Annotated in this window: 24 protein-coding genes; 6 read left to right on the top strand and 18 right to left on the bottom strand. The window is 38.2% G+C overall.

Annotated features, from left to right (window positions below):
* Positions 1-262: 262 nt before the first annotated feature.
* The 7 genes from D0S48_RS17685 to D0S48_RS17655 all read right to left on the bottom strand — a co-directional run bounded on the left by D0S48_RS17685 (position 263) and on the right by D0S48_RS17655 (position 6,784).
* A complete protein-coding gene (locus D0S48_RS17685) occupies positions 263-1,396 on the bottom strand; it encodes a bifunctional cystathionine gamma-lyase/homocysteine desulfhydrase (RefSeq protein ID WP_151113058.1) in 1,134 nt (377 codons plus the stop codon).
* A 3-nt stretch (positions 1,397-1,399) separates the two neighbouring features.
* Entirely contained in the window at positions 1,400-2,329 is a 930-nt protein-coding gene (locus tag D0S48_RS17680; RefSeq protein ID WP_151113056.1) for a PLP-dependent cysteine synthase family protein, read from the bottom strand.
* Entirely contained in the window at positions 2,330-2,800 is a 471-nt protein-coding gene (locus tag D0S48_RS17675) for an S-ribosylhomocysteine lyase (RefSeq protein ID WP_144539095.1), read from the bottom strand.
* A 13-nt stretch (positions 2,801-2,813) separates the two neighbouring features.
* Positions 2,814-3,455, bottom strand: coding sequence for a class I SAM-dependent DNA methyltransferase (locus D0S48_RS17670; protein ID WP_151113054.1), 642 nt, complete (start codon positions 3,453-3,455; stop codon positions 2,814-2,816).
* Positions 3,456-3,718: 263 nt separating this feature from the next.
* Complete coding sequence (locus D0S48_RS17665; RefSeq protein WP_144539100.1) at positions 3,719-4,201, bottom strand: NUDIX hydrolase; 483 nt, start codon at positions 4,199-4,201, stop codon at positions 3,719-3,721.
* 50 nt (positions 4,202-4,251) lie between these two features.
* On the bottom strand, positions 4,252-6,096 hold the full coding sequence (locus D0S48_RS17660; RefSeq protein WP_151113052.1) for an SLC13 family permease: 1,845 nt from the start codon (positions 6,094-6,096) through the stop codon (positions 4,252-4,254).
* 184 nt (positions 6,097-6,280) lie between these two features.
* Positions 6,281-6,784, bottom strand: coding sequence for a GNAT family N-acetyltransferase (locus D0S48_RS17655; RefSeq protein WP_144539103.1), 504 nt, complete (start codon positions 6,782-6,784; stop codon positions 6,281-6,283).
* A 143-nt stretch (positions 6,785-6,927) separates the two neighbouring features.
* Between D0S48_RS17655 and D0S48_RS17650 the strand changes: the two genes are divergently transcribed.
* Both D0S48_RS17650 and D0S48_RS17645 read left to right on the top strand, forming a co-directional pair.
* Entirely contained in the window at positions 6,928-7,929 is a 1,002-nt protein-coding gene (locus D0S48_RS17650; RefSeq protein WP_144539106.1) for a S66 family peptidase, read from the top strand.
* Between the two features lie 59 nt (positions 7,930-7,988).
* Entirely contained in the window at positions 7,989-8,231 is a 243-nt protein-coding gene (locus D0S48_RS17645; protein ID WP_151113050.1) for a hypothetical protein, read from the top strand.
* Between the two features lie 128 nt (positions 8,232-8,359).
* Here D0S48_RS17645 and fetB read toward each other — a convergent pair whose 3' ends face one another.
* The 3 genes from fetB to D0S48_RS17630 are packed head-to-tail and all read right to left on the bottom strand — an operon-like array spanning position 8,360 to position 10,351.
* Positions 8,360-9,106 (bottom strand): ABC transporter permease, encoded by a 747-nt coding sequence (gene fetB, locus D0S48_RS17640; RefSeq protein WP_151113048.1) that lies wholly within the window; start codon positions 9,104-9,106, stop codon positions 8,360-8,362.
* Positions 9,103-9,822: an ABC transporter ATP-binding protein gene (locus D0S48_RS17635; protein ID WP_151113046.1), complete on the bottom strand. Its 720-nt coding sequence runs from the start codon at positions 9,820-9,822 to the stop codon at positions 9,103-9,105. Before D0S48_RS17635 ends, fetB begins: the two co-directional genes overlap by 4 nt.
* A complete protein-coding gene (locus tag D0S48_RS17630; protein WP_225216122.1) occupies positions 9,806-10,351 on the bottom strand; it encodes a GNAT family N-acetyltransferase in 546 nt (181 codons plus the stop codon). The genes D0S48_RS17635 and D0S48_RS17630 overlap by 17 nt, the downstream gene beginning before the upstream one ends.
* A 126-nt stretch (positions 10,352-10,477) precedes the next feature.
* Here D0S48_RS17630 and D0S48_RS17625 point away from each other — a divergent pair, with 126 nt between their 5' ends.
* Entirely contained in the window at positions 10,478-11,845 is a 1,368-nt protein-coding gene (locus D0S48_RS17625; protein WP_144539114.1) for an amino acid permease, read from the top strand.
* A 324-nt stretch (positions 11,846-12,169) separates the two neighbouring features.
* On the opposite strand, the gene D0S48_RS17620 is transcribed toward D0S48_RS17625, so the two are convergent.
* From D0S48_RS17620 to D0S48_RS17595, 6 genes are all read right to left on the bottom strand, one after another.
* Positions 12,170-14,146, bottom strand: a complete 1,977-nt coding sequence (locus tag D0S48_RS17620; RefSeq protein WP_151113044.1) for a S9 family peptidase — start codon at positions 14,144-14,146, stop codon at positions 12,170-12,172.
* Between the two features lie 204 nt (positions 14,147-14,350).
* The gene (locus D0S48_RS17615) at positions 14,351-15,904 is read right to left on the bottom strand and encodes a fatty acid--CoA ligase family protein (protein WP_151113042.1); all 1,554 of its coding nucleotides are present in this window, start codon (positions 15,902-15,904) and stop codon (positions 14,351-14,353) included.
* 176 nt (positions 15,905-16,080) lie between these two features.
* Positions 16,081-18,015, bottom strand: coding sequence for an FtsX-like permease family protein (locus D0S48_RS17610; protein WP_144539118.1), 1,935 nt, complete (start codon positions 18,013-18,015; stop codon positions 16,081-16,083).
* Positions 18,016-18,053: 38 nt separating this feature from the next.
* Entirely contained in the window at positions 18,054-18,824 is a 771-nt protein-coding gene (locus D0S48_RS17605; protein WP_144539120.1) for an ABC transporter ATP-binding protein, read from the bottom strand.
* Positions 18,805-19,830 carry a sensor histidine kinase gene (locus tag D0S48_RS17600; protein WP_144539122.1) on the bottom strand — a complete coding sequence of 342 codons (1,026 nt, stop codon included), beginning with the start codon at positions 19,828-19,830 and terminating at the stop codon, positions 18,805-18,807. Before D0S48_RS17600 ends, D0S48_RS17605 begins: the two co-directional genes overlap by 20 nt.
* Position 19,831: 1 nt before the next feature.
* Positions 19,832-20,536, bottom strand: a complete 705-nt coding sequence (locus D0S48_RS17595; protein ID WP_144539124.1) for a response regulator transcription factor — start codon at positions 20,534-20,536, stop codon at positions 19,832-19,834.
* Between the two features lie 222 nt (positions 20,537-20,758).
* Between D0S48_RS17595 and pnuC the strand changes: the two genes are divergently transcribed.
* Positions 20,759-21,481: a nicotinamide riboside transporter PnuC gene (gene pnuC, locus D0S48_RS17590; protein ID WP_144539126.1), complete on the top strand. Its 723-nt coding sequence runs from the start codon at positions 20,759-20,761 to the stop codon at positions 21,479-21,481.
* A complete protein-coding gene (gene nadR / locus D0S48_RS17585) occupies positions 21,459-22,538 on the top strand; it encodes a multifunctional transcriptional regulator/nicotinamide-nucleotide adenylyltransferase/ribosylnicotinamide kinase NadR (protein ID WP_151113040.1) in 1,080 nt (359 codons plus the stop codon). The genes pnuC and nadR overlap by 23 nt, the downstream gene beginning before the upstream one ends.
* A 71-nt stretch (positions 22,539-22,609) precedes the next feature.
* Here nadR and D0S48_RS17580 read toward each other — a convergent pair whose 3' ends face one another.
* Positions 22,610-22,861 carry a DUF3006 family protein gene (locus tag D0S48_RS17580; protein WP_151113038.1) on the bottom strand — a complete coding sequence of 84 codons (252 nt, stop codon included), beginning with the start codon at positions 22,859-22,861 and terminating at the stop codon, positions 22,610-22,612.
* 472 nt (positions 22,862-23,333) lie between these two features.
* Positions 23,334-24,326, bottom strand: coding sequence for a lipoate--protein ligase (locus tag D0S48_RS17575; RefSeq protein ID WP_144539131.1), 993 nt, complete (start codon positions 24,324-24,326; stop codon positions 23,334-23,336).
* Between the two features lie 122 nt (positions 24,327-24,448).
* Here D0S48_RS17575 and yhfH point away from each other — a divergent pair, with 122 nt between their 5' ends.
* Positions 24,449-24,574: a protein YhfH gene (gene yhfH, locus D0S48_RS17570; RefSeq protein ID WP_144539133.1), complete on the top strand. Its 126-nt coding sequence runs from the start codon at positions 24,449-24,451 to the stop codon at positions 24,572-24,574.
* The last annotated feature ends 20 nt before the right edge of the window (positions 24,575-24,594 follow it).

Genomic DNA, 24,594 nt, shown 5'->3' with positions numbered 1-24,594 from the left:
AATATAGTAGGGAAACTATAAAGTCTCTCGTATTATTATGATATAAAATTCCTTCATCATACTTGAGTTAATTTCATAACACCTATTTTTATGAAGACATACGAACAATTAAGAAGAGAACAATTATATATGCAATATTTTCTAAAATTATAATTTAATTAATTTCTTGGCAAAGTGCTATAAAAAAACCCCGTAAAAATTAGATTAGTGTCTAACTTTTACGGGGCAGTTCATAACAAAGGTGGTGTGTTTTTTTATTTACTTAAGCTAATGCTTGCTCTAAGTCCTCAATTAAATCCTCTACATCCTCGATGCCTACAGAAATACGAACTAACCCATCGGTAATGCCCAATTCTGCTCTGCGGTCACTCGGTATTGATGCGTGAGTCATACGAGCAGGCACAGAGATTAAACTCTCAACTGCTCCTAAACTTTCGGCCAGTGTAAAGTATTGAAGCTTCGCTAAAAGTTCATCTGCCTTTTCAGCACTTCCGACATCAAAGGAAATCATTCCTCCAAAGCCAGTAGTTTGTTTTTTCATTAGTTCATGCCCTGAATGGGTAGAGAGTCCAGGATAAAATACTTTCCCAACCGCCTCATGCTCATTTAAAAATTCTGCAATTCGCTGGGCACTTTCATTGTGCTCTTCCATGCGTAGCCCTAATGTTTTAATACCACGCATCAATAGCCATGAATCTTGTGGACCTAATACTGCTCCAACTGAGTTTTGAACAAAATGCAGTTCGTTAGCTAACTCTTCAGAATTAACTACAGCTAGGCCAGCCACTACGTCACTATGACCGCCTAAATACTTTGTAGCACTATGCACAACAATATCGGCACCAAGAGAAATTGGTTGTTGGAGATAAGGTGTCATGAACGTGTTGTCAACAATAGTTAACAGCCCTTTCTCCTTTGCATATTTTGCGACTGCCTCTATGTCAGTAATCTTAAGCAAAGGATTTGTTGGGGTTTCTAAGAAAATAGCCTTTGTATTATTTGTAATAGCAGCCTCCACATTGGCAAGGTCTCCAGTATCGACGAATGTTGCGTCAATTCCAAAACGGTTCAATACTTTAGAAATAACTCGAAAAGTCCCACCATAAACATCATCTGTTAATATCACATGGTCTCCCTTGCTAAAGAGCATCATTATAGAGCTTGTTGCTGCCATGCCTGAAGAAAAAGCAAAACCTGCTACCCCTCCCTCTAAATCACTAATCAAGACTTCTAATGCATGACGAGTCGGATTACCAGTACGTGAATATTCGAATCCCTTAAATTTACCTACTGCCTCTTGCTTATACGTACTTACTTGGTAAATCGGTGTAGACACTGCCCCTGTTGCTTCATCTCCAACGATCCCTGCATGAATAAGCTTTGTTTTTGCGCGCATATTTTATTCCTCCTTGAATAATTCATATACCTTCTGACTCAAATATCGTTCGCTAGAATCTGGGAAGATGGTTACGATATGGCTTCCTTCTTTAGCTACCTCCGCTTCCTTAATGGCTGCATAGAATGCTGCGCCAGAGGAACTTCCAACCAGTAAACCCTCTTTCTTCGATAGTCTACGTAACTCGGAAAAGGCATTCTTATCACTTACAGTATGAATTGCATTGAAGTAGGATGAATCCATAAACTTCGGTAAAAATTCCATACCGATACCTTCCGTTGTATGAGAACCAGCTTCTCCTCCATTCAAGATGGATCCAACTGGCTCAACAATTACTGTTTTTATTTTTTCATTCCGTTGCTTTAAAAAGATGGAAGTACCCATAAAGGTACCTCCTGAACCAGCACCTGTCACAAACACATCGATTTGACCTTCTAAATCCCTCCAAAGCTCTGGGCCCAGAGTTTGAACATAAGTGTTCGGGTTAGCTGGATTGGAAAACTGCGACGGTGAAAATGCATTAGCTGTTTTCTCTACCAACTCCTGAGCTTTATTAATGGCTCCTTGCATACCCAATGATGTATCCGTATTGATGACATCTGCACCTAGCGCCCGCATCAGCGTTTGCTTTTCTTGGCTGAATTTTTCTGGAACGACAAATACAACATTATATCCCTTTCCAATGGCAGCGAGTGCAAGTCCTATCCCTGTATTTCCAGCTGTAGGCTCAACAATCGTCCCACCCGGCACAAGTCTACCTGATTTCTCGGCATCCTCTATTAAAGACAAACCTAATCGATCCTTTATGCTTCCTCCAGGGTTTAAGTATTCTAATTTTGCAAAAATACGACAATTGTTTGGAATTGAAATGTTTGTTATTTCTATTAGTGGCGTATTTCCTATTAACTCCTGGACATTTCGATAAATATTCATTTATGCTTCCTCTTTGTAAATTTGTCGCCATTCGTCTTTTTTCGCTAGCATTTCAGAAGCAATTTCTTTTGCCCCTTCTAAGCTATGACTTGCAGCCCATCCACACTGTACCTCATTACAAGCTGGGACCTCGGTCGCCTGAAGAACATCCTCTAATGTTTTTTCAAGAATTTCTAAAATTTCATCGTAATTCTCATGGTTGATCACAGAGAGGTAAAATCCTGTTTGACAGCCCATTGGACTTAAATCGACCACTTGTTCCGTATGATTGCGAATATTTTCAGCCATCAGATGCTCAAGTGAGTGCAATCCCGGCATTTCCATATGCTCTTTGTTTGGTTGTTTAAATCGGATATCATATTTGTATATTTCATCTCCATTGATACCTTCTTTTTTTCCTGCTAGGCGTACGAATGGTGCGACTACTTTTGTATGGTCTAGGTTAAAGCTTTCTACGTTCATTTTTTTCATCATTATTCGCTCCTTATTTTTTCGTTGCGTCCATGATCCAGACATAATCATTCATCTTCGAGAAGTGTGCCTGAAATCCTGCTTCTTCAAATAATTTCGTTAAAATTGGAATGGTCGTATAGTATTCTCGTTCTAAATCATCCGCTACATTATGAAAATTTCTAGATCTTTCTTTTTTTATCTGGTCCTGCTTTGCTTCCTCTGTGATAAATGCGGTATCCGCAAACACGACCTTGCCATTTTCCTTCAGAAGCGCTGAATATAGCTTTAGAGCCATTCCTTTTTCTTCATCCGTCAGGTGATGAAATACAAAAGAGCTGACAATAGAATCCACATGAGATTTCCCTATTTCAAACTGTAATAGGTCACCATCAATTATTTCTCTTTTTGGGAAACGTTCTGCTGTCATCTCTCTCATTTTTTCGTTCGGCTCGATGCCAATGACAGAAAAGTCTTTTTCAACTAACTTTGCTGTCAAGTTACCAGTTCCTGTACCAAATTCAACGATAGAATTCCCAGAAACACGATTGACTACTTCATTTAAAATAGTGTCATAGCCTTCAAAAACATCACGATACTCAGGATCCTTTCCTGACACCGAAGCCTCGTATGAATCTGCCCATCCATCAAAAATATCTACAAATTCTCTACCCATTCGTTAAAACCCCTTTTAATAAGTATATTAAACCAAGTTGTTTACTTTGTTTTAACACTTTTATTTATATCATATTCAGCAGACGAATAAAAGGAAGATGTTTCTATTTTTATACCCCTTCTCTATACAAAAAAACAAAAAGAGCAAACCAGATAAAGGTTTGCTCTAGAATTTTTATAGAAATGTAAATTTATTTTAGCTATCGCTGACTGATGTTTTAAAACAATTTCAACAAACATCAACTCAAAAAAATATGCTAATCATTAAATATATCTATTTAGTTTTAATTCAAAGGTTGGGTTGGTTACATATTCCTTGTAAATTACTTTTCCTTCGAATTCTAGATAAGCTTGATATCTTAACCGAATTGCATCTGCAGTAATCATACTTAGTACCTCATTCTTCGGCACCCATGCTACCTCAGACGTTTCTTCAGAGGTACAAAGACTTCCACCAATTGGCTTACAAACAAAATCCATCATGATTTTAGTCGGAACATCTGTTACCCCATCATGCCATTTGTAGGTTCCTGTGTTGGAATATACACCGTATAGCGTTAATACTTTCACATCTATACCGCTTTCCTCTTTTACCTCTCGGATTAAGCCTTCGATAACATTTTCTCCGTTTTCGATTTGCCCCCCTGGATAAACCCATCCACCATGCTCTGTTTTCACTAAAAGAATGTTGCCTTTTTCATCTTCTACAATTCCGCCTGCAGCTAAAATATGCGTTGGCATATTCATCTTCATACCCCCTATTTGAAAAAATTTCTATATAAGGGTATTTTACCATGTTACAGTGGGAAGAAAATAGGAATAAAAATCATCATGACGATGAACATGACTAACTGTAAAGGAATACCTGCCTTTACAAAATCGAAGAATTTATAACCTCCGGCTGTCATCACTAAAGCATTAGTCGGAGACGCAACAGGTGTTGCGAACGCCATACTAGATGAAACAGCAATGGCTATTAAGAAAGTATAAGGATTTGCACCCATACTAAGTGCTGCATTCATTGCAATTGGAGCAAAAAGAACGGCGGTGGCTGTGTTACTTATAAACTGACCAAATACCATTGTAATAAAATAAATACCTGCCAATACACCCAATGCACCTAAACCACCAAGGAGGTCAATTATTCCTTTAGACAGAATGACCATACCACCTGTATTTTCTAGAGCTGTAGCCATAGGTAGCATAGCTGCTATAAGAATAATACTTTCCCAGTTCATCTTCCCGTAAGCATCATCCATATTACGCAAGCATCCTGTTACGACCATTAATACTGCTCCTATTAAAACAGAAATTACGGCAGGGAATATTTCTGAAATCATCAATACAATCATTAGCACCATAATTGCTCCTGCAATAGGGGCCTTTCCGCTTGCTGCTGCCATACTTGCGTGTTCTTTTGGCTGTCCTACCACTACTACGTCATTTGTTGCCTTGGCTAAAAGCTCAATTTCCTCCCAGGCTCCTTGAATAAGCAAGGCATCTCCAAATCGCAGTCGTACGTTTGCCATCTCACTCAATACATAGTCACCCTTACGATTTATCCCCAATATATTTAGATTATATTTTTCACGGAAGCCGATGCTTGCAACTGTTTCATTAATCAGACTAGAATGTGGAGTCAATAATACCTCTGCAATTCCAAGCTGCTTAGAAACTAGCAAGTCTGGCATCGAATCGTCATCATCCACTTCCAGCAAATAATCCTTTGCCAAATCCTCGGTGTTTGTCAAAGAACCTTGAATATAGAGAACGTCCTTCGCCTGAATCGTACTTAGAGGACCTGCCATCTCTTGGTACGTCATTGGCAAAAGATTAATCCCTTCCATCGATTTACGATCAATCTTTAAAATAGCTAAATGATATTTCGCAGGTAGCTTTAAATCCGTTAATTTCTTTCCAATCATTAGAGAATGCTCAGGAACCTTCAAGCGATGCAGATTGCCCCCAAGCTCATAATCGACAGCTAGCTGTTTAGGTGAAAGCTTATGACCATCTCTGACTGCATCCTTCTTACTTGCTCTTGGTAGAACCCAATTTCTTGCCACAACAAAGTATAAGATACCTACAATAATAGCAATCACACCAACTGGAGTTATTTCAAAGAAACCAAGCTTTTCATAGCCATTGTCAACAAGCACTTGACTAACAATCAGGTTCGCCGGTGTCGCTATTAAGGTTAGCAAACCCGATAAACTACTTATATAAGAAAGTGGTATTAAATACTTGGACGGACTGCTATTGATGCTGATTGCAATACTGATGACAATTGGTAGCATTAATGCAACCGTTCCTGTATTACTCATGAAAGCCCCAACACTTCCTGTAATAAGTAACAGCAAAATAAATAATTTTTGTTCACTTTTTCCAGACCACTTGAGTAAAAGATTACCTGCGCTTTGGGCTAGTCCCGTTCTTACAATTCCTGCTCCAACGACAAATAATCCTGCAATCATAATTACAACGGAGTTAGAAAACCCTGCAAGCGCCTCTGAAGGGTCTAATACACCCGTAATAACAAATGCCAATAGTGCCAGTAGCGCCACTAAATCTGCTCGAATTCGATTGCTTATAAATAAAACGATACTAATCGCCAATATACTAAATGTTATTGCTAACTGCATATCTAAGTGAGCTCCTTCTGTTTTCGTCTCCTCTTATTATATAAAAAGTATGGACGAAGTAACCCCCAAATAAATCAAAGGTTGTTACAAATTAATATCAGAGCTTTAAAGAAGGAGTAAATAATAATGATGGGAAAGAGCAAAATGATTTGTTTACCAACTAACCAGCGTTTTCACATCTCTACTAACCTTTATTTACACTGTTATAGGCCGCATGAATGGCATCCCAATCATGTGGTCTAGCCATTCTCTTTTCTATGCTTTCTAATGGCTGAAATCCATATTGTTCATACAAGGTATGCGCATCCTTAGTTGCCAGATGGAAGTTTGTCCCCTTCAAATATGGATGGTTCACAATAATGCTCATTAGCCATTTACTAAGCCCTCTCCCTCTGTAATCAGGTAGAACAAAAACATCCCCTAGCCATGAATGTCTAACCAAGTCAGAAACTACTCGAGCAAATCCGACCAGTTTCGCTGTTCCAGATGTAGGATTTCCTTCATAAATTCCATAGCATAAAATTGAGTTCTCAATGGAGGCCTCGACCAAAACTTTTGTTACTCCTTTGAGCCAGTAGGAATCATTCGTTAAAAAATTATAAATGACGTCTATATCTAATAAACTCTTATCCGTACTAATATAAAAACCGTCCTTTTCTATTAATATAGCCTCTTTAATATGTAACATTATTCATTCACATCCATTTTCTTCATTTTCATTTAAATATACTCTTTTCCAAATATAATTGTAAATACTTGTCTAAATTTTAAAAAAGTTATAGTTAGCGTTCTATATTTCTTTTATAGTATGTATAAAGGAGTGGAAGTTAAATGACATTATTAAACAGATTAGAAAAAGGAGATAAAATTGGAATTTATTCTCCCTCGTCGCCTATTACTTATTCCTCACCTAAGCGTTTCGAAAGGTCAAAGGCTTTTATTCGCTCAAAGGGTTTTGAGATAGTTGAAGGAAGCTTGACCGGAAAGCACGACCACTATCGCTCAGGAAGTATTAAGGATCGTGCAGAGGAATTAAATGAGCTAATCCGAAATCCGGAAATCCGTTGCATCATGTCCACTATTGGCGGTACGAACTCGAATGCAATTCTTCCATACATAGACTATGAAGCATTTAAGAAGGATCCAAAAATAGTAATCGGTTATTCTGATGCAACAGCCGTCCTTTTGGCGCTCTATGCCAAGACAGAAATACCAACCTTTTATGGACCTGCACTCGTTCCTTCCTTTGGAGAATTTGAGCCTTTCGTCGATTATACATATGATTACTTCTCTCAAATGCTAATCGAGCAGCAACAAGCTCCATACATTATTCCAACTCCTCCGTATTGGACAGACGAAATGGCCAATTGGGAGGATAAAACAAAGGATAAAGAGCAGCGAGACAACCAATGGATCTGCATAAATAAAGGAATTGCCGAAGGAAGACTCATCGGTGGCAACCTGAACGCGATGTATGGATTCTGGGGAAGCCCCTATATGCCAAGCATTAAAGAAGGCGATATCCTAATGATTGAGGACACCATGAAATCAGCCTCCATAGTAGAAAAAAACTTCAATTTATTGAAGGTCAATGGCGTTTTCGACCGAGTCGGAGGCATTATTTTAGGGAAGCATGAGCTATTTGATGATTCCGAAACGGCAAGACAACCATACGACATTCTCTTAGAAACCATTGGGGACCTAAACATCCCTATCCTAGCAGACTTCGACTGCTGTCACACTCATCCGATGCTAACGATGCCAATTGGTCGCAAGGTAAAGCTAGATGCTACGAACAAAGAAGTAACAATTATGGAACAATGGATTAACTAAAAGAGTGTAGCCCGTGAGCTACACCCTTTTAGTGTGGGTTTGTCTTTTAGGAGGGACAGATGTGGAGACCGTGGATGTGGATGGGATGTAGTGTTACGGGAAATGACACTGTTGCGGAGATGGAAGTAAGTGTTGTGAAAAACTTTGGGAGTGTTGCGTGTAACTCGGAAAGTGTTGCAGTGACGTGGACAAGTTTTGCGCAGTGCTCGGGAAGTGTTGCAGTGACGTGGACAAGTGTTGCGCATAACTCGGAAAGTATTGCGCAGAAGGTGCTTAGTGTTGCAGAGAGCATGAAATATTAAGTAGACTTGAGAGAACCTTGCGGTGATGGAGTAGAACATTGCAGAGTTGCGACCGAACCTTGCACTAATGCTGTTTTACTCACAAAGTTCACTAACTTTTCCCGATCTCTTTTATATTTTCCAGTATATTAACTCTTCAATCGTAAATCCTTCGTGAATAAGTTTTTGTAGCAAAGCACACTTAGCATCATGCTTGTGATGGCAGAGGAGCTTGTAAATACGAAAATGATTAATATTTGATAGCGAACTGCTTCAACTGGGTCTGCTCCGGCAATAATCATTCCTGTCATCATCCCTGGGAGCTGGACTAGCCCCACTGTTTTCATGGCATCAATAGTTGGAATCATACTGAATTTAACTGAACGCTTTAGCACGTCTTGTACAGCTTGCCTGCTTGTAGCTCCGAGTGAAAGAAGTGCTTCTATTTCTCCCTTTGAAGTATCTGTCTCCCGTTTTAATTGAGTTAAAAATAACCCGCAAGCAACCATTGCATTACCGATGGTCATCCCACTTAGTGGAATGATATATTGAGGAGTCGCCTCAATAATATGTAGGCTGAGTAGCAACCCCATCATTAATATCTCCATTGTCGCGATCGACAAAATGATTCGCCAGACAACGCCAGTCATTCCCTTAGCACGTTTTGCCGCATTCATAGCTGCCACTACGATCATCACACATATTATTAAAATGATAAAAAATATATTCTCGGACTGAAACACAAATTGTAAGACGTAACCGACTGCTAATAATTGGACTGCAGCACGAACCGTTCCTACTGCAATATCTTTCTCCAAATCAAGCTTTTGCCAAACTGAAACTAGCATCGTAATAATCACGAATAAAAGAGTAAAACTAAGCGCTAAAAAACTCATTTGAACACCTCGTCCATCGAAACATCAAAAAATGAACGAGCATCAGTATCAATTGATAGCTTGCCATCCTCCATTAGCCATATCCGCTCACCAATACTCTTTGCCTGCTGGGTATCATGCGTGATAAGAATAAATGAAATGTCTTCTTCCTTGTGAAGCTTTAGAAGTAGACCCTCCACATATTCCTTACTCTGCTGGTCAAGAGAAGCGGTTACTTCGTCTAATAATAGAATAGTTGGTCTTAACAGAAGTGATCTGATAAGAGCCACTCGTTGCTTTTCCCCACCTGATAAATCCTTCGCTTGCTTGTCCCAGCTGAGATGCTGGAGCCCCAACTGCACCATTAAACTTTTTGCATATTTCTCTTCGAAGGGTTTATCATGTAAACGACTTACTGTTTTCAAGTTATACTCTATAGTTCCTGGAAGCATAACCGGATGCTGAGACACATAAGCGATGTTCATTCTCCATTCACGAGCATCCTGAGATTTGGAGGAATTACCCTTATATTTTATTTCTCCTTGGTCAAATTCTTCCATTAAACCAATTGTGCGTAGCAGAGTGCTTTTTCCCTGACCTGACTTACCCAATAAAACCACCCGTTGCGGAGAGGTAATAATAGTAGTGATATTTTCAAACAAAAATGGACGATGACTATCCCCTTCTGTTTTCCAGTAATTTTTAGTTACATTATTTAGTTCAAGTAAATGATTCATTTTGTTCTTCCCATTCTTCTCTTAATAATCCCATACGGATAGAATCATAATAGACCCCATTATGTAAACGGCACTTTCTCATGCGCGCTTCCATTGTCATTCCTAACTTTTCTCCAACCTTGACCATTCGTTCATTGCCCGACCATGTTGTAAAACCAACACGTATCAGGGGCATTTCGTGAAAAAGATGATCAATCCACATTTTAAGCGCTTTGGTTCCGATGCCTGAATTCCAGAACATTGGATCGTAAATGAGGATCCCCATCTCTAACCACAGGGAAGCCTCATGCTCCCAATAATAACAAAGCGAACCTACTAAATCGTCGTTCACATATATCCCCCAAAAATCCTCTTGGTTCATGAAATAGTCTTTTTTCTGGATAAATTGTTCATATGTCATGGAAGTGTAGGGCTCAAAGGGGGCATCCCATTTTTTCCATTCTGGATAATCCTCTTTTAGGCTCAATTCCCATAAACGATATAATTCATCTTCTTTTACAGGTCTTATAATAATCTCTTGCACTTTCATGCCCCCTAACATACTTGCATATAATTTTATCACACTATTCTTTTTAAAGAATATTTCCTAAATAGTTTCTATTGTGGTAGAGTGTTATTTGTAAAAAAGTACATATGTAAAAGGAGTGCTACTCTCTTGGGTGGAAATCAGCAATTACAACGAGGCTTAGAACAACGGCATATCACCTTAATGTCATTAGGTGCTGCAATAGGTGTGGGGTTATTTTTAGGCTCCGCAACAGCCATTCAATTAGCTGGCCCAGCCATCCTAATCTCCTATATTATTGGCGGTCTAGCTATTTTCATCATCATGCGTGCCCTTGGGGAGATGGCAGTACATAACCCAGTATCGGGATCTTTTAGCAGATACGCAAAGGATTATTTAGGTCCACTAGCAGGATATATAACCGGATGGAATTATTGGTTTTTATGGGTAGTTACCTGTATGGCCGAAATTACAGCGGTTGGTGTATACATGAAAATGTGGTTTCCAGATACCCCATCATGGATTTGGGCATTAGCAGCTTTAGTTATCATGACATTAGTTAATTTGATAGCGGTTAAAGCATATGGAGAATTCGAGTTTTGGTTTGCGCTTATTAAAATCATAGCAATCCTTGCTATGATCTTCGTCGGACTTGGAGTTATTATTTTTGGAATCGGGAATGGCGGTGTAGCCGTAGGTATTAGCAATCTATGGACAAACGGTGGCTTTGCACCGAATGGGATTTCCGGCATTTTCATGTCCCTTCAGATGGTCATGTTCGCTTATTTAGGCGTAGAGATGATTGGGGTAACTGCAGGAGAAGCAAAAAATCCTAAAAAAGTTATTCCTAATGCTATCAATACAGTATTCTGGCGTATTTTATTGTTCTATGTTGGAGCATTGTTCGTCATTATGTCGATTTATCCTTGGAACGAAGTTGGAAATAATGGCAGTCCGTTTGTTTTAATGTTTGAACAAATCGGTATTGGACCTGCAGCGGGTATTATTAATTTTGTCGTATTGACTGCTGCTTTATCAAGCTGTAACAGTGGAATTTTTAGCACAGGAAGAATGCTCTTTAATCTGGCAGAGCAAAAGCAAGCTCCTGCATCCTTTAAAAGAATCAGTGGCACGGGCGTTCCTTCTAAAGCGATTATTTTTTCAGCTACGCTGTTATTAGTAGGCGTATTATTAAATTATTTAGTACCGGAAAAGGTATTTATTTGGGTAACGAGCATATCCACCTTTGGAGCTGTTTGGACGTGGGGAATTATATTATTATCCCAATTAAAATTCCGCAAATCCTTAACTAAGGGTGAAGTCTCAAGGCTTTCCTATAAGGCATTATTTTATCCATATGGTTCGTACATTGTGCTAGCCTTTTTAATATTAGTGCTTGGTCTTATGGCATATTTTCCTGACACTAGAGTTGCTGTAATAGTTGGACCGATTTGGATCATCGGCTTAGTTTTTAGTTATTACAAAAATGGTTTTCATAAAAAGTCAAATCAACGGTAAAAAAGAGGCCGGGACAAAACCCACCTTATAAATTCAAGAGTCCCGGAAATTTACTAATAGTAAATTTCCGGGACTCTTTTCGCTGTTCTCCGCAACCGCAGACGCTATCCTGTGGGTACATGTTGAGTCTCCCACGCGCTTATCCCCTAGGAGTCGCACCTTCGCTCCGAACAACTAAAATTTCTTCGATATCAAGTGAAAGAGGACATCTTTAGTTAAATTAATATTTACCATAACGAAATTCATTCAGAATAAAGTATCAATCTACTCACAGCATTTTTACCTTGCTGAATCTACTTACGTCCCAGCCTCTTTTTCTTACTTCTAGATATATTTTTCAAACCAGCCAGTAATTTGTTCGAGTCTTGTTTGACGAAGGTTTGGTAGTCCAACACGCGACAAATTATGATCTGCTTGAGGAAAACGGACAAAGCTTGTTTCTTTCCCCATTCCCTTTAAAGTGATATAGAGCTGTTGCCCCTGCTCGATTGGACAACGATAATCATTTTCGCTGTGTAAAATAAGCAAAGGAGTTTCGACATTCACAGCATACTTTAAAGGAGATGCATCCCATAGCTTATCAATATCTGTCATGTCCGCACCAATTTGCCAAGGTGTGAAGTAATATCCTATATCGGAAACTCCATAAAAACTAATCCAATTGGAGATAGAACGCTGGGTCACGGCTGCTTTAAAGCGATTCGTATGTCCGACAATCCAGTTAGTCATGAAACCACCATAGCTTCCTCCAGTCACCCCTAATCGTTCCTTATCAATCCAATCGTATTCAGACAATACATAGTCAACACCTGCCATAATGTCCTCATAGTCCCCTCCACCATAGTCACCTCTTACGGCATCTACAAATTCTTGACTATATGAATGGCTTCCTCTCGGATTTACATATAAAACACCATATCCCTTGGCCGCCAGTAGCTGCAGTTCGTGAAAAAATGTATTTGCGTACAACGTATGTGGACCACCATGAATCTCTACAACAAGCGGATATTTTTTCCCTTCTACATAGCCTGCTGGTTTAATAAGCCAGCCATGGACATCCCATTCTTTCGCTCCTTTATAAACAATCGCTTCCGGTTCGACAAGCTCTACTTCCTCTAAAAGCTTTTCATTGAATGAAGTAAGTGCTTTTCTTTCACCAGTCGTCAAATTAAGCCTAAATAATTCCCCGGGAAATACTGAATTGCTAATTGTACCAAGCGCAAAAGTGCCATCATTTGCAATATCGTAGCCGTATACATGCTCATTTTCAGGTGTTGCTGGATATAGTTCACCCTCTAAAGAAGCAAAATAGAGCCGCACATCTCCCATAGAAGAAAGCTGGAAATATAAATGGTTATCCTTTGTCCACACAACATTCGGTGCACTGGAACCTTGTTGTAAATCACCTCCAGCATAATCACCGACAGGCGCATCAATACCTTCTGTTAGTATTTCTTTTAAACCAGTTTGAGTATTATATACATACACTTCCGCATGGGTAGCATTTTGAAAAGTTCTATTCGCTCCAACAAAAGCAATATACTGATTGTCATAGGAAAAAGAAGCTCCGCCGAAATATCCATCCTCATCCACTAATAAGCTCTCTTCTTTTGTTTCCGTGTCAACCAAATAAATCGGTTGCTTAAATGAAAAGTCTTGATTTTCCTCTCTATTAACTCCAATGACTAATTTTTTGCCATCATAAGAGACTGCCTGAAGGCTATGTTGATGATTACCTTTTGTAAACTGTTCGATTTCTTCTGTTTCAAGATCGATTCTTCCAATTTGTCTATATACGTCCTGAGGTAATAATCCAACACCGTCTGCATGATATTTCATTTTATCTACTACGTATGCTTCTGGTTTCTTGTTTTCTTCTTTTTTAGGCTCATCATCCCAGTTCGCTCCCTCTTTTAAAGGTGCAACAAACCATATTTTCTTGCCACAAGGGGACCAATTAAAACTAGTAACTCCTTTTTCTAGATTAGTTAGCTTTTTTGATTCTCCACCTTTGGTTGATAATAAAAACAGTTGATTTTTATCTTCTCGGTTAGACAAAAAGGCTATGTATTTTCCATCGTTGGACCATCTAGGGGACGAAATATTTTCCTTTTGGTGTGTCCACTGGGTCACCTCATCTGTTTCTAAATTAACATGATACAAATATGCATAATATTTGTTATCCTTCTCACTCATCTCCGTACGGATAAACACTGCTTCCTTGTTAGATGGAGAAATTACAGGATTAGTGATGGACTGTAGCTTGAATAAATCCTTTGCTTCTAGCTTTCTTTTATTCATTCATTATTCCTCTCTTTCATTTCTGTATTTCCATTTATTTCGACATTCGAAATCAATACCCTTTATTTCACCTTAAAAATGAATCATTTTTTAATTTCCTAACATTATATCAAAGAAAACTAAGAGTACATTCTACTATGTGTCTAGTACTCTAGCATTTCATTGAACAAAAAATGCCTCCTATTTAGGAGGCACTTTGGCAGCTTATTTAGTTTTAGATGTTGGCTTCAAAGTACGACGCAATATTTTACCTGTCGTATTTTTAGGAAGCTCCTCTAAAAATTCTATACTCTTTGGTATTTTGTATTTTGCTAGTTTTTCAGCACAATAATCATGAAGTTGCTCCTCAGTTAAAGATTCATCCTTTTTCACAACGAAAGCAAGAACCTCTTCACCAAAGTTAGGATCTGGAACTCCAATGACTGCTGCTTCCACAATACCCGGATGCGCAAACAACACTTCCTCAACCTCACGAGGGTAAACATTGTAGCCACCTACGATAATCATATCCTTTTTACGGTCTACGATATAGAAATACCCTTCCTCATCTTGACGAGCTAGGTCTCCAGTATATAACCAGCCGTTTCGGATTGCATTTTCCGTTTCCTCAGGCATCTTATAATAGCCCTTCATGACATTTGGTCCACGTACAATCAGTTCGCCAACCTCTCCCACCGGTACCTCTTCCCCTAATTCGTTAACCACTTTGTTTTCTACATTAACGATAGAAGTACCAATAGAGCCCGCCTTACGGTCACGATCGATTGGGTTAAAGCAAGTAACTGGAGATGCTTCGGATAAACCATACCCTTCCGAAATACGAACTTTAAATTTGTCCTCAAAATTGTGTAAAAGAGCAACCGGTAAAGAAGAACCTCCGGAAATGGCTAAACGGATTGTAGAGAAATCCTCCACTTTTCCTTCTGGGAATTGATATAGGAAGTTGAACATCGTTGGCACACCTGCAAACACAGTTGCCTTCTGCTCTTTAATGATTTGGAAAACTTCCTGTGGACTGAATCTAGGAACTAATAAAATAGTAGCTCCCATTAATAATGGCGCATTCACAACAACTGTCAGTGCAAAAACGTGAAACACTGGAAGAGTCGCAACTATGCGATCGTCCGTGCTAAAGTTTAAATACTCAGCCACGTCACGAGCATTCGAATAAATATTGTCAAATGTCAGCATGGCACCTTTTGGATGACCAGTTGTCCCAGAGGTATATAAAATAATAGCTGTATCATCCGAATCTACATCCACTAGAGGCACTGCTTCAGCCGGAGTAGATATCAAATATGTAAACGATTTCACCTTTGGCTTTAATAGAGAGGGAAGAGCCGCTAGCTTCTCAGCTGTAGTTGGATCAGTCTCACATATTATATAATTCTCCACGGATGAAAAAACACCAGCTGCCTTTTCTACTAACGGTATAAAAGCATCTAACGCAATAATAGCTTTAGCGTCACTGTTTTTTACGATGTAGCTAATCTCATCTGGTGTGTAAATTGGATTGATCGGTACTGCAGTTGCCCCTAAACGCATCGAAGCATAAAGAGATATTAAAAAATGGGGTGAATTTCCGAGCAAGAAGCCAATATTGTCTCCTTTTTCTACCCCTAATGATTTCAAAGCTGCCGCAAAACGTTCTACGGACTGATTGAACTCTGCGTATGTTGTATCTTTCCCCATGAAATGATATGCAATTTTGTCCGGATTTTTTAATGCCCTTTGTTGAACGTGTGTCACTAAACTCATTTTTACAACTCCCATCTATTTTGAATGAATGGTCATTCATAATCCCCAATATTAATTATATAAGAAAAGTTTTGACAATTCAATATAAAATGAAGGTTTGCACCATTTGAGCGATATCTAATATGCCAACTAATCAAATGAGGAGCAAGGAAATCCCCCTTACTCCCACTTCAATTTTATTCTAGAATATGCGCGATATATCTCCATCTGATCAAGTAAAAATAGGAGAGCTGTATAATCGTGAAGGCTATTAACACTAATAGCATTTCTTTAGCTATAGATACGGCAGCTAGCTCTACCCAGAATGCCTGTAAAAATAAAAAAGAGAAGGTGCTATGAATCATTGCCAATCCCCATGGTAAGAAGAATTGCGGAATAAGCTGTCTATTGACGATTTTAACCAATTCCTGATCTGTTACTCCCATTCTTCTCAGTACATCATATTGCTTTTTATCTCTTTCTAAGTCTGTATAGAGCTTAAAGTAGACAAAGCTACCTGCCGCAAGGATGAGCACTGCTGCTACTAACAGTCCCGTAAAAAGAAGCAAGGAGAAGGTTGCACGAATAATAGAATAGTTTAAACCTGGATTTACATAATAAAATGGATTAGGATTCGTTCCTGTTGCATTTACCGTCTCATTCATAATTCGATCAAGATCCGTACCTATATCCTTGGTCCGAAGCCATTCAGAAACGTGAAAAGCATAAAAAGTCATCGATGATTCCTTTATCCCATAGCCCGTAAGTGGTTCGGTTATAAGCATATAATCCTCATCGCTAACTATTATGGATCTATTCTTAATAGCCAATGATGGGAATATTAGCTTTGTATAAATGCCTTGAATGCGAATAGGAATATTACTTTCCTCAAGGACTGTCTGTTCATTTTCGACCTGCACGCTACCAAAATCCTCTTTCGTATTCGGCACTAGCAAGGCCTGCCCCGATTGTAAATCAATAAATGGAATCTCGAGAGCGAGTGCTAGACTATTCACTTCAGACTCTTTAATAATGTTTATAGGATCTCTAGTGCTAGAAGAAGTCTGTATTTTCAAATGAAACTTAACTAAATCATAGGAAAGTCCTTCTCGTTGCAGTTCCCCTGTAAGTTTCATCACATGCTGCTGTTCAAAGGGGTTGTCCCAATCGCTTGAATAGAAGATACTTACGGGATTCAGCTCTCTAAACTGTGTCGTGAAAGAAGTAAAAGAAGTTACTATTCCCACTGAAAGAAAGGCTATACAGGAAACGATTGTTACTACAAAGAACATTTTAGCGTTCTCTCGTATTTTAATGGATGCATCTGCAAAAGCGATTAATCGAAAGGGATGCCAGTATAGTTTTTTCTTTTTCCTAATAACCTGTAACAAATATAATATGCTGTCCGTGTAAAAGTAATAGGTCCCCCAAAATGCGAGAATCACTATAACAAAGCTAAGTGCAATATGCATTTGAAATGCGGAGTAAATCACTAGACCATACGCAGTTAAAATGAGCACAAAGCCTAAAACTGCTCGCCACTTCTTATAAGAGGTAGGTCCCTCATCATTACTATAGCCTCTGAGCAGCTGTATAATGTCTCTTTTTCGAATAAACACTACACTACTGATGGATATTACAACAAACAACGTGACAAAAACAATAATTGTCAGTGCAAATGGTTTCCACGACAAATATAAAGGCAGACTATCCAGCAAGAAAAGCTCACGGATAACCATAAAAAAGAATTTAGAAAAGGAGAATCCAAAAAATATTCCTACTGTGACTGATATTAGCCCTAACAGCATCGTTTCTATGAAAATCATACGATTCAGCTGTTGCTTTTGCATTCCTAGATTCAATAGGACGCCAAATTCATGTGACCTAGCCTGAATAAATGCGCTCATCGAATAAAACAAAAAGAACAAAGTAAAAATGATTAATATAATCTCGGCAATAAGCATCCCACCAAATGCTATATCACGTAAAAACTGGTCTTCTATCTTTGGATGAAACATTAGCATCGTATAGACGAAGAACACCATGACAGAGAAGCTACTAGCTAGAAAAAAAGCCGCGTATACTCTGCTGTTCCTTATGACATTATGATAAGCAAATTGTTGAAAAGTCATTTACATTTCCACCTATTTTTTATTTCCAAGAATTTAAATTAGATTCGTAATGAATTCAGGTCATTCACGTTTCCACCTAACAGAGAAAGAACATTCAATATTCTTTGGAAGAACGTTTGTCTACGATCATCCTTGTATATCTCATTGAAGTATTCTCCGTCCTTGATAAACAACACTCGATCACAGTAGCTTGCCGCTATTGGATCGTGTGTCACCATAATAATGGTCGTGTCACTCAGTTTATTAACCTGTGTCAATACTTCTAACACGTCTCGTGCAGCTTTCGAATCTAAGTTCCCTGTAGGCTCATCAGCAAGAATAATAGAAGGTCTATGTATCAAAGCTCTACCTATTGCAGTTCTTTGTGCTTGACCACCAGATATTTCGGCTGGTCTCTTCTCCAGAATATTCATCAGGTCTAGTGATTCCGCAATTTTTTCTACTTTCTCCTTCATTTTTTCCACTGGCTGCCCATCCAATGTTAAAGGCAAGACCATATTTTCCTCCACAGTGAGCGCTGGGAGCAGATTAAAGTTTTGAAATACAAAGCCAAGCTGTCTTCTTCTAAATAGAGATAAATCATCCTTGTTAAGCTCTAAAGGATTTAACCCATTAATAAGAAGGTCACCTGAAGTAGGGCGATCAATGGTGGATATTATATTGAGTAGTGTGGTTTTTCCGCTTCCTGAAGGTCCCATTACCGCAAGAAATTCTCCCTTTTCCACTTCAAAGCTCAGCTGATTGATGGCGAGGTGAGCCACTTTCCCTTCATAAACCTTTGTTATATCATCAAGTACTAATATCGACATCCATTTCAGTCCTTTCTATTGATTCTAGCTTTTCAAACAGGATAGAAACAGTCGTCCCTTCACCTACGTTAGAGTTAATTTTCATTTTATGGCCTAAACGATTACAAATTTCTTGCGCAAGATATAATCCCATACCGGTAGATTCTCCACTTTTTCGTCCATTTTCTCCAGTAAAAAAAGCCTTGGTTACTCGTTTAATGTCTGAAGCCGGTATGCCAATTCCTTCATCCCTTACACACAGTATTACTTTGTCGTCTTCAATAGTTGTTTCAAAAAATATTTTTTTATTTTCATTCATCGTATATTTAACGGCATTTGTCAAAAATTGAGCCACTACGAAACGAATCCATTTGGCATCTGTCGCTATTACACAGTTCTCGTCCATTTCAATGACAGGATAAACACGATGACTAATAAATAATCGTTTATTTTTAGAAACCTCTTCTGTCACAACTTCCTTCAAATTAACCTGTTCGATATGCATATCCTCTTCAAATGTGTCTAGTCTGGCATTCATGAGAACCGCTTCTAATCCACGCTTCAACCGGTCGGTCTCTTCTAGAACACTTTTTGAATCTACCTGCTCTCCATTTTGGCTCATCATTTCTAATACTGAAATTGGGGTTTTCATTTGATGCACCCAACTGTTCATAAATTGCAGATGTCTATTTTGAGTAGCGTAAAGGAGCTGGACCTCTTTTTGGTACAAGCGATAAATATGCTGTAAATAGATTTCAACCTGCTTTACCTCAGGTGAATGAGCTTCTTTTTGTAGGACAACCTCAATTTTGTTGGGAACAGAGAGAATCTTTTTATAAAAAGACATCCTTTTTACAAAAAGGGTCCCTAAAAAGGTTAGTGTAAGGATTGTACTAATAACAATGGAATAAACTGCAGTATCTATGTTGCGAAAGCCGTCCAACCAGTAGAGGAGCATAATAAATAGCACAAGAAAAAACTGAAATATAATAAAGATGGAATGCTCTCTTATAAATAAACGAAACATCTTATGATTCCTCCGAACTTAGGTTTAAGCGATAACCTGCTCCTCGTACAGTTTCAATCGTAGAAATAACATGATAATCCGCTAGCTTTTTTCGAACACGTGTCATATTCACATTCAGCGTATTTTCATCCACAAATGATTGATCGTCCCATAGTTCCTCCAGAAGCTGTTCCCGTGTTACGACCTTTGGATGATTTCTGATAAGTAAATCTAATATCGTACATTCCTTCTTTTGTAAAGGAATTTCTTCGTTTCCAATATGTAGCTCCATGCGCTCCAAAAACAACTGTAGCTTACCTGTCTTAACTACTCTTTCCTCTTGTTTTGTTGCATATTCACCATAGGTTCTTCTTAAGTGACTTTTTATCTTTGCTAGGACGATTTCGTAATGAAAAGGTTTGGTGATAAAATCATCACCGCCATTTTCAAGAGCGAATATTTGATCCATCTCGCCAGATCTCGCAGAAACAAAAATAATTGGGCAAGTAGTCAGCTGTCTTAATTGACGACACCAGTAATAGCCGTCATAGGATGGCAAGTTTATATCCAGCAATACGATGTGAGGGTTAAAGGCAGTAAACTCCTCCAAAATTTGATCAAAGTCTTCTATTGTATGCACTTCATAGTGGTATTTTCTTAAAGTATCAGCTAGTAGAGCTGCAATTTTTTTGTCATCTTCAACTACTAGCACGCGGTGTGTTTCCACAGGAATCCTCCTCCTATATCTTTCTGTCTTTATCATATCAAAAATACCTTTATTATTCTTTATACACTCTAATATTTCATACAATAATAATATTCTTCTTTTACAAGCTATAAATGTCTTTAGTATTGCTCCCAAATATTTTCATTTTAGTATGCATATTGAATTTATTTCCAAAATAAATTATTGTTTTATTGTTCTATAAATTTAAAAAGGAAGAGCGTGATGGGAATGTTCAAGGACTGGACTTTGTTTGAAAAAGTTTGGTTGGGTGTATTTACTTTAGTAAATATTTATCTTTTTTTCGCTTTCAAAGACTCGTTATTAGGATTTATAAGCTCTATTACAGGTATGCTTTGCGTTGTATTAGTCGCAAAAGGGAAAATCAGTAATTATTATTTTGGTATTGTTCAAACTTCGAGCTATGCTTATATTGCTTATACGTACGGATTGTATGGGGAGTCTATGCTAAATGCGCTGTTCTATTTTCCAATACAGTTTATCGGAATCTATTTGTGGAAGAAGAATTTAACAAAGGTTCAGACGATTGGGGAGGATGTATCTGTTAAAAGGCTCGACCAAAAAGGTTGGATATATGTAATTGGGACTGCCGTAGTAGGTTCCATCGCATATGCGTACCTACTAAATGCTATTGGCGGACAACAGGTACGTTTGGATTCAGCAGCAGTCGTGTTATCTGTTATCGCTCAGATTTTGATGCTTAAACGCTTTGCTGAGCAATGGGTTTTATGGATTATGGTAAATGGATTGACCATTGTGTTATGGGTTATTGTGTTATTACAAACTGGTGGTAATGACTGGGCTATGCTTGTTATGTGGTCAGCATTTTTAGTTAACTCCATTTATGGGTATGTAAACTGGCTGAAAATGCACAAGCAACAGCATAATATACAAGGAGAAGCTTATGAATTACGGCATTCAAATTAGTGAGTATGATCCAAATTTAACGTTTGGCTATTACGGAGGCAAGTTCCTCCCTTTTCACATGGGCCATCTAAGCTGCATTATTAAGGCAGCATCTATGGTAGATGTGCTGTTCGTGGTAGTTGGTTATGATGAAGGGTATGAGCAAAAGCTTTGCCAACATAGTAAATTTAAATGGGTATCTTCCCGACTAAGAGAGCGCTGGGTAACAAAAGCTACTAAGAATTTGCCCAATGTTCGAGTGTTATCTCACTATGAACGACGCTCACCTGATCATATGACAGACCCTTTAGTTAAGCAAGCCAATGATAGTTTGCTTCAAAAGCTTGGAGGAAGGCTAGATTATGTGTTTAGCAGCGAACCAGAATATGACACATACTTTAACAAGTATTTTCCAGCTAGCCAGCATATTATTTTCGACCGCAATAATAGTCCGTTTCCTATTTCAGCAACAGAAATAAGAGCAAGTGGTGTCTATTCATATTGGGATATGCTCCCTTCTGCTGTGAGAGAATCGTATGTGAAAAGGATTTGTTTATGTGGAATAGAATCTACCGGAAAATCCACTATGACCAAGCTGCTCGCTGCTCATTATCTTACGAACTTCGTAGAAGAATATGGTAGAGCTTTCTACGATGACATTAACGGTTGCTTCGATATTGATATGCCAGAGGATTTTCATCAAATTGCATTTGGACATAGCCATGCTATTCAACAAGCCATACCAACCTCCAATAAAGTACTATTCATCGATACCGAGGAAACTTATACACAATTTTTTCGGATGAAAGGACTTGGTGAAAAAAGCACAGTATTAGAGGAAATGATTAAAAATAAGGTCAATCAAATTGACACTTATATATACTTAGAGCCTCATAATGATTATGAAATGGATGGAACGAGATTGCCTGTGGAAGAAGAAATGAGATTAAGAGATAATGATTATTTAAAAGCTTTGTTTCGTGATTATGGTATAACCCTGCATATAGTGGATGAACAAAATCGTACAGAACGCCTGCAGAAATGTATAGAAATCGTAAATAATTCTTTGAAGTTATGACCATAGAGCTCTAAAGTCTTCTTACAATAAGTAAAATCCAAAATCCCATTCCAAATTGGAATGGGATTTGTTTAATTACTTTTATTTTTTAGTTTCTCTAATAAAGCACTTACTTTTTTATGCTTTTCTAATGTTTCTTCCTTGAAAACTTCCAAGTGATATTTGATGCCATCAAAGGTGATACAGACAATATCTCCTTCATCTACGGTGACATCAAAAGTAGTAGTTGGCAGAACCAGTTGATTCATTTCCTCTGGTGATTCCCAAAAAACGTACATACCTTCTTCAATTCGATCAAGTGTATATTTTTTATTTGAGCTCACTTACCTTCACTCCCTGAGTATCTGCAACTCCTGTTAAGAGAAATGAAATATTTTTATATGTTAATTTCATTACGATAGATGCATCGTTATTCGGGGAGAAATGTTGCTGAGAATTAGTCAGGTGTTGCGGGTACGAAAAGTGTTGCGAGAAATCTAGGAACTGTTGCAGAGATGATTCGAAGTGTTGCGGGAAATCTCGGAACTGTTGCAGAGATAGCTCAAAGTGTTGCGCTAAAGAGGAGAAGTGTTGCGAGAAATCTCAGAACTGTTGCAGAGAGGGTGCAAAGTGTTGCGCTAAAGGGGTGAAGTGTTGCAGTGATGGTTCGAAGTGTTGCGGGTACGAAAAGTGTTGCGGGAAATCTCGGAACTGTTGCAGAGATGATTCAAAGTGTACCAAAAAAAGCAGTCTATTTCATGTCAGAAATAGACTGCTTTCCCCTTAAAACTAATCGATATTTTTCAAGCTACATAATCAATATATAAGATGAACTAACTCTTCCTTGGTAATCCCACCAAAATATTTAGGTACGTCTACAGACTCTAATGCTTGTTCAATTGCTTCTTTGCTGTAATTTTTTCCTACTAGTAAAACCTCTACCTCTTCTACTTCTCCTACTCCAAAGAAGTCGCCGAAGAATTTAACCTCTTCTATAACTCCCTTGTTCACTTCTAAACGAACGTCTACGCTGCCTGTAGGGAATCGGTGGGAATGCTGGATATTAAACTTCGGTGATTTACCATAGTTCCATTCCCATTTTTGATATCTTTCCTCAGATAGCTTATGGATATTAGCCCAGTCCTCTTCTGTTAATTCCCAGTATTGAACTTTGTCCTCTCCGCCAAAAATAGAAGAAAGTATTGCTAAACGGAACTCCTCTACTGTCATCGGTTCATCTAATAAATCAACAATATTTGTAACGCGGCTGCGAATTGATTTAATCCCTTTAGATTCAATTTTTTCTTTTTTTACTTTTAGTGCTGATACAACAGCATCAATCTCTGTATCAAACATTAATGTTCCATGGCTGAACATTCTACCACGGGTGGAGAATTGAGCATTACCGGAGATTTTTTTCCCCTCAGCTAAGATGTCATTTCTACCTGAAAGTTCTGCGTCTACACCCATCTTTTTTAGAGCATCTACAACGGGTTGTGTGAACTTTTTAAAGTTACGGAAGCTGTCTCCATCATCCTTTGTTAAGAAGCTAAAATTCAAATTTCCAAGATCGTGGTAAACTGCTCCTCCTCCAGAAAGTCGACGTACTGGAATTATACCGTTTTGTTCAACAAAATCTGTATTAATTTCTTCGATTGTATTTTGGTTTCTACCAATGATGATCGATGGCTGATTTATGTAAAAAAGAAGAAATGAATCCTTCTCTACATCCATTGTATTTAAGGCATACTCTTCAATCGCCAGGTTGATGCGTGGATCTGTAATTCCTTTATTATCAATAAAATACATCATTATCACTCCTTTATTCCTATTTTAACAAAATTCAAGGGAATTTGTTGACAAAACATTCTGTGTTATATTACAATAAATTCAATTCAAACAGTTATATAACAGATGGAGGTGGAATTTATATGTTAGAAAACGTATTAGAATTTTTCCGTAACCTGCCCAAAAAGAAATGTGCTACATGCGGCGAGCCAATTGAAGAGCAACATGAATGCTATGGGAACCACTGTGATAAATGCAACAACTTATAATTTTATTTATTTACCAGCTA

Source organism: Psychrobacillus sp. AK 1817, from assembly GCF_008807035.1.
GTDB classification, from domain to species: domain Bacteria; phylum Bacillota; class Bacilli; order Bacillales_A; family Planococcaceae; genus Psychrobacillus; species Psychrobacillus faecigallinarum.
Note: the sequence above shows the minus strand (reverse complement) of the source record. Positions and strands in the feature narration are given on the sequence as shown.

Bases quoted from the DNA above. Each gene is read 5' to 3' on its own strand.
- D0S48_RS17620 (WP_151113044.1), bottom strand. From the start codon at position 14,146: ATGAATAAAAGAAAGCTAGAAGCAAAGGATTTATTCAAGCTACAGTCC.
- pnuC (WP_144539126.1), top strand. From the start codon at position 20,759: ATGGGAATGTTCAAGGACTGGACTTTGTTTGAAAAAGTTTGGTTGGGT.
- D0S48_RS17665 (WP_144539100.1), bottom strand. From the start codon at position 4,201: ATGAATATGCCAACGCATATTTTAGCTGCAGGCGGAATTGTAGAAGAT.
- D0S48_RS17615 (WP_151113042.1), bottom strand. From the start codon at position 15,904: ATGAGTTTAGTGACACACGTTCAACAAAGGGCATTAAAAAATCCGGAC.
- D0S48_RS17680 (WP_151113056.1), bottom strand. From the start codon at position 2,329: ATGAATATTTATCGAAATGTCCAGGAGTTAATAGGAAATACGCCACTA.
- nadR (WP_151113040.1), top strand. From the start codon at position 21,459: ATGAATTACGGCATTCAAATTAGTGAGTATGATCCAAATTTAACGTTT.
- D0S48_RS17600 (WP_144539122.1), bottom strand. From the start codon at position 19,830: ATGTTTCGTTTATTTATAAGAGAGCATTCCATCTTTATTATATTTCAG.
- D0S48_RS17650 (WP_144539106.1), top strand. From the start codon at position 6,928: ATGACATTATTAAACAGATTAGAAAAAGGAGATAAAATTGGAATTTAT.
- D0S48_RS17605 (WP_144539120.1), bottom strand. From the start codon at position 18,824: ATGTCGATATTAGTACTTGATGATATAACAAAGGTTTATGAAGGGAAA.
- yhfH (WP_144539133.1), top strand. From the start codon at position 24,449: ATGTTAGAAAACGTATTAGAATTTTTCCGTAACCTGCCCAAAAAGAAA.
- D0S48_RS17645 (WP_151113050.1), top strand. From the start codon at position 7,989: ATGTGGAGACCGTGGATGTGGATGGGATGTAGTGTTACGGGAAATGAC.
- D0S48_RS17635 (WP_151113046.1), bottom strand. From the start codon at position 9,822: ATGAATCATTTACTTGAACTAAATAATGTAACTAAAAATTACTGGAAA.
- D0S48_RS17670 (WP_151113054.1), bottom strand. From the start codon at position 3,455: ATGGGTAGAGAATTTGTAGATATTTTTGATGGATGGGCAGATTCATAC.
- D0S48_RS17630 (WP_225216122.1), bottom strand. From the start codon at position 10,351: ATGAAAGTGCAAGAGATTATTATAAGACCTGTAAAAGAAGATGAATTA.
- D0S48_RS17660 (WP_151113052.1), bottom strand. From the start codon at position 6,096: ATGCAGTTAGCAATAACATTTAGTATATTGGCGATTAGTATCGTTTTA.
- D0S48_RS17675 (WP_144539095.1), bottom strand. From the start codon at position 2,800: ATGAAAAAAATGAACGTAGAAAGCTTTAACCTAGACCATACAAAAGTA.
- D0S48_RS17685 (WP_151113058.1), bottom strand. From the start codon at position 1,396: ATGCGCGCAAAAACAAAGCTTATTCATGCAGGGATCGTTGGAGATGAA.
- D0S48_RS17655 (WP_144539103.1), bottom strand. From the start codon at position 6,784: ATGTTACATATTAAAGAGGCTATATTAATAGAAAAGGACGGTTTTTAT.
- D0S48_RS17610 (WP_144539118.1), bottom strand. From the start codon at position 18,015: ATGACTTTTCAACAATTTGCTTATCATAATGTCATAAGGAACAGCAGA.
- fetB (WP_151113048.1), bottom strand. From the start codon at position 9,106: ATGAGTTTTTTAGCGCTTAGTTTTACTCTTTTATTCGTGATTATTACG.
- D0S48_RS17575 (WP_144539131.1), bottom strand. From the start codon at position 24,326: ATGTATTTTATTGATAATAAAGGAATTACAGATCCACGCATCAACCTG.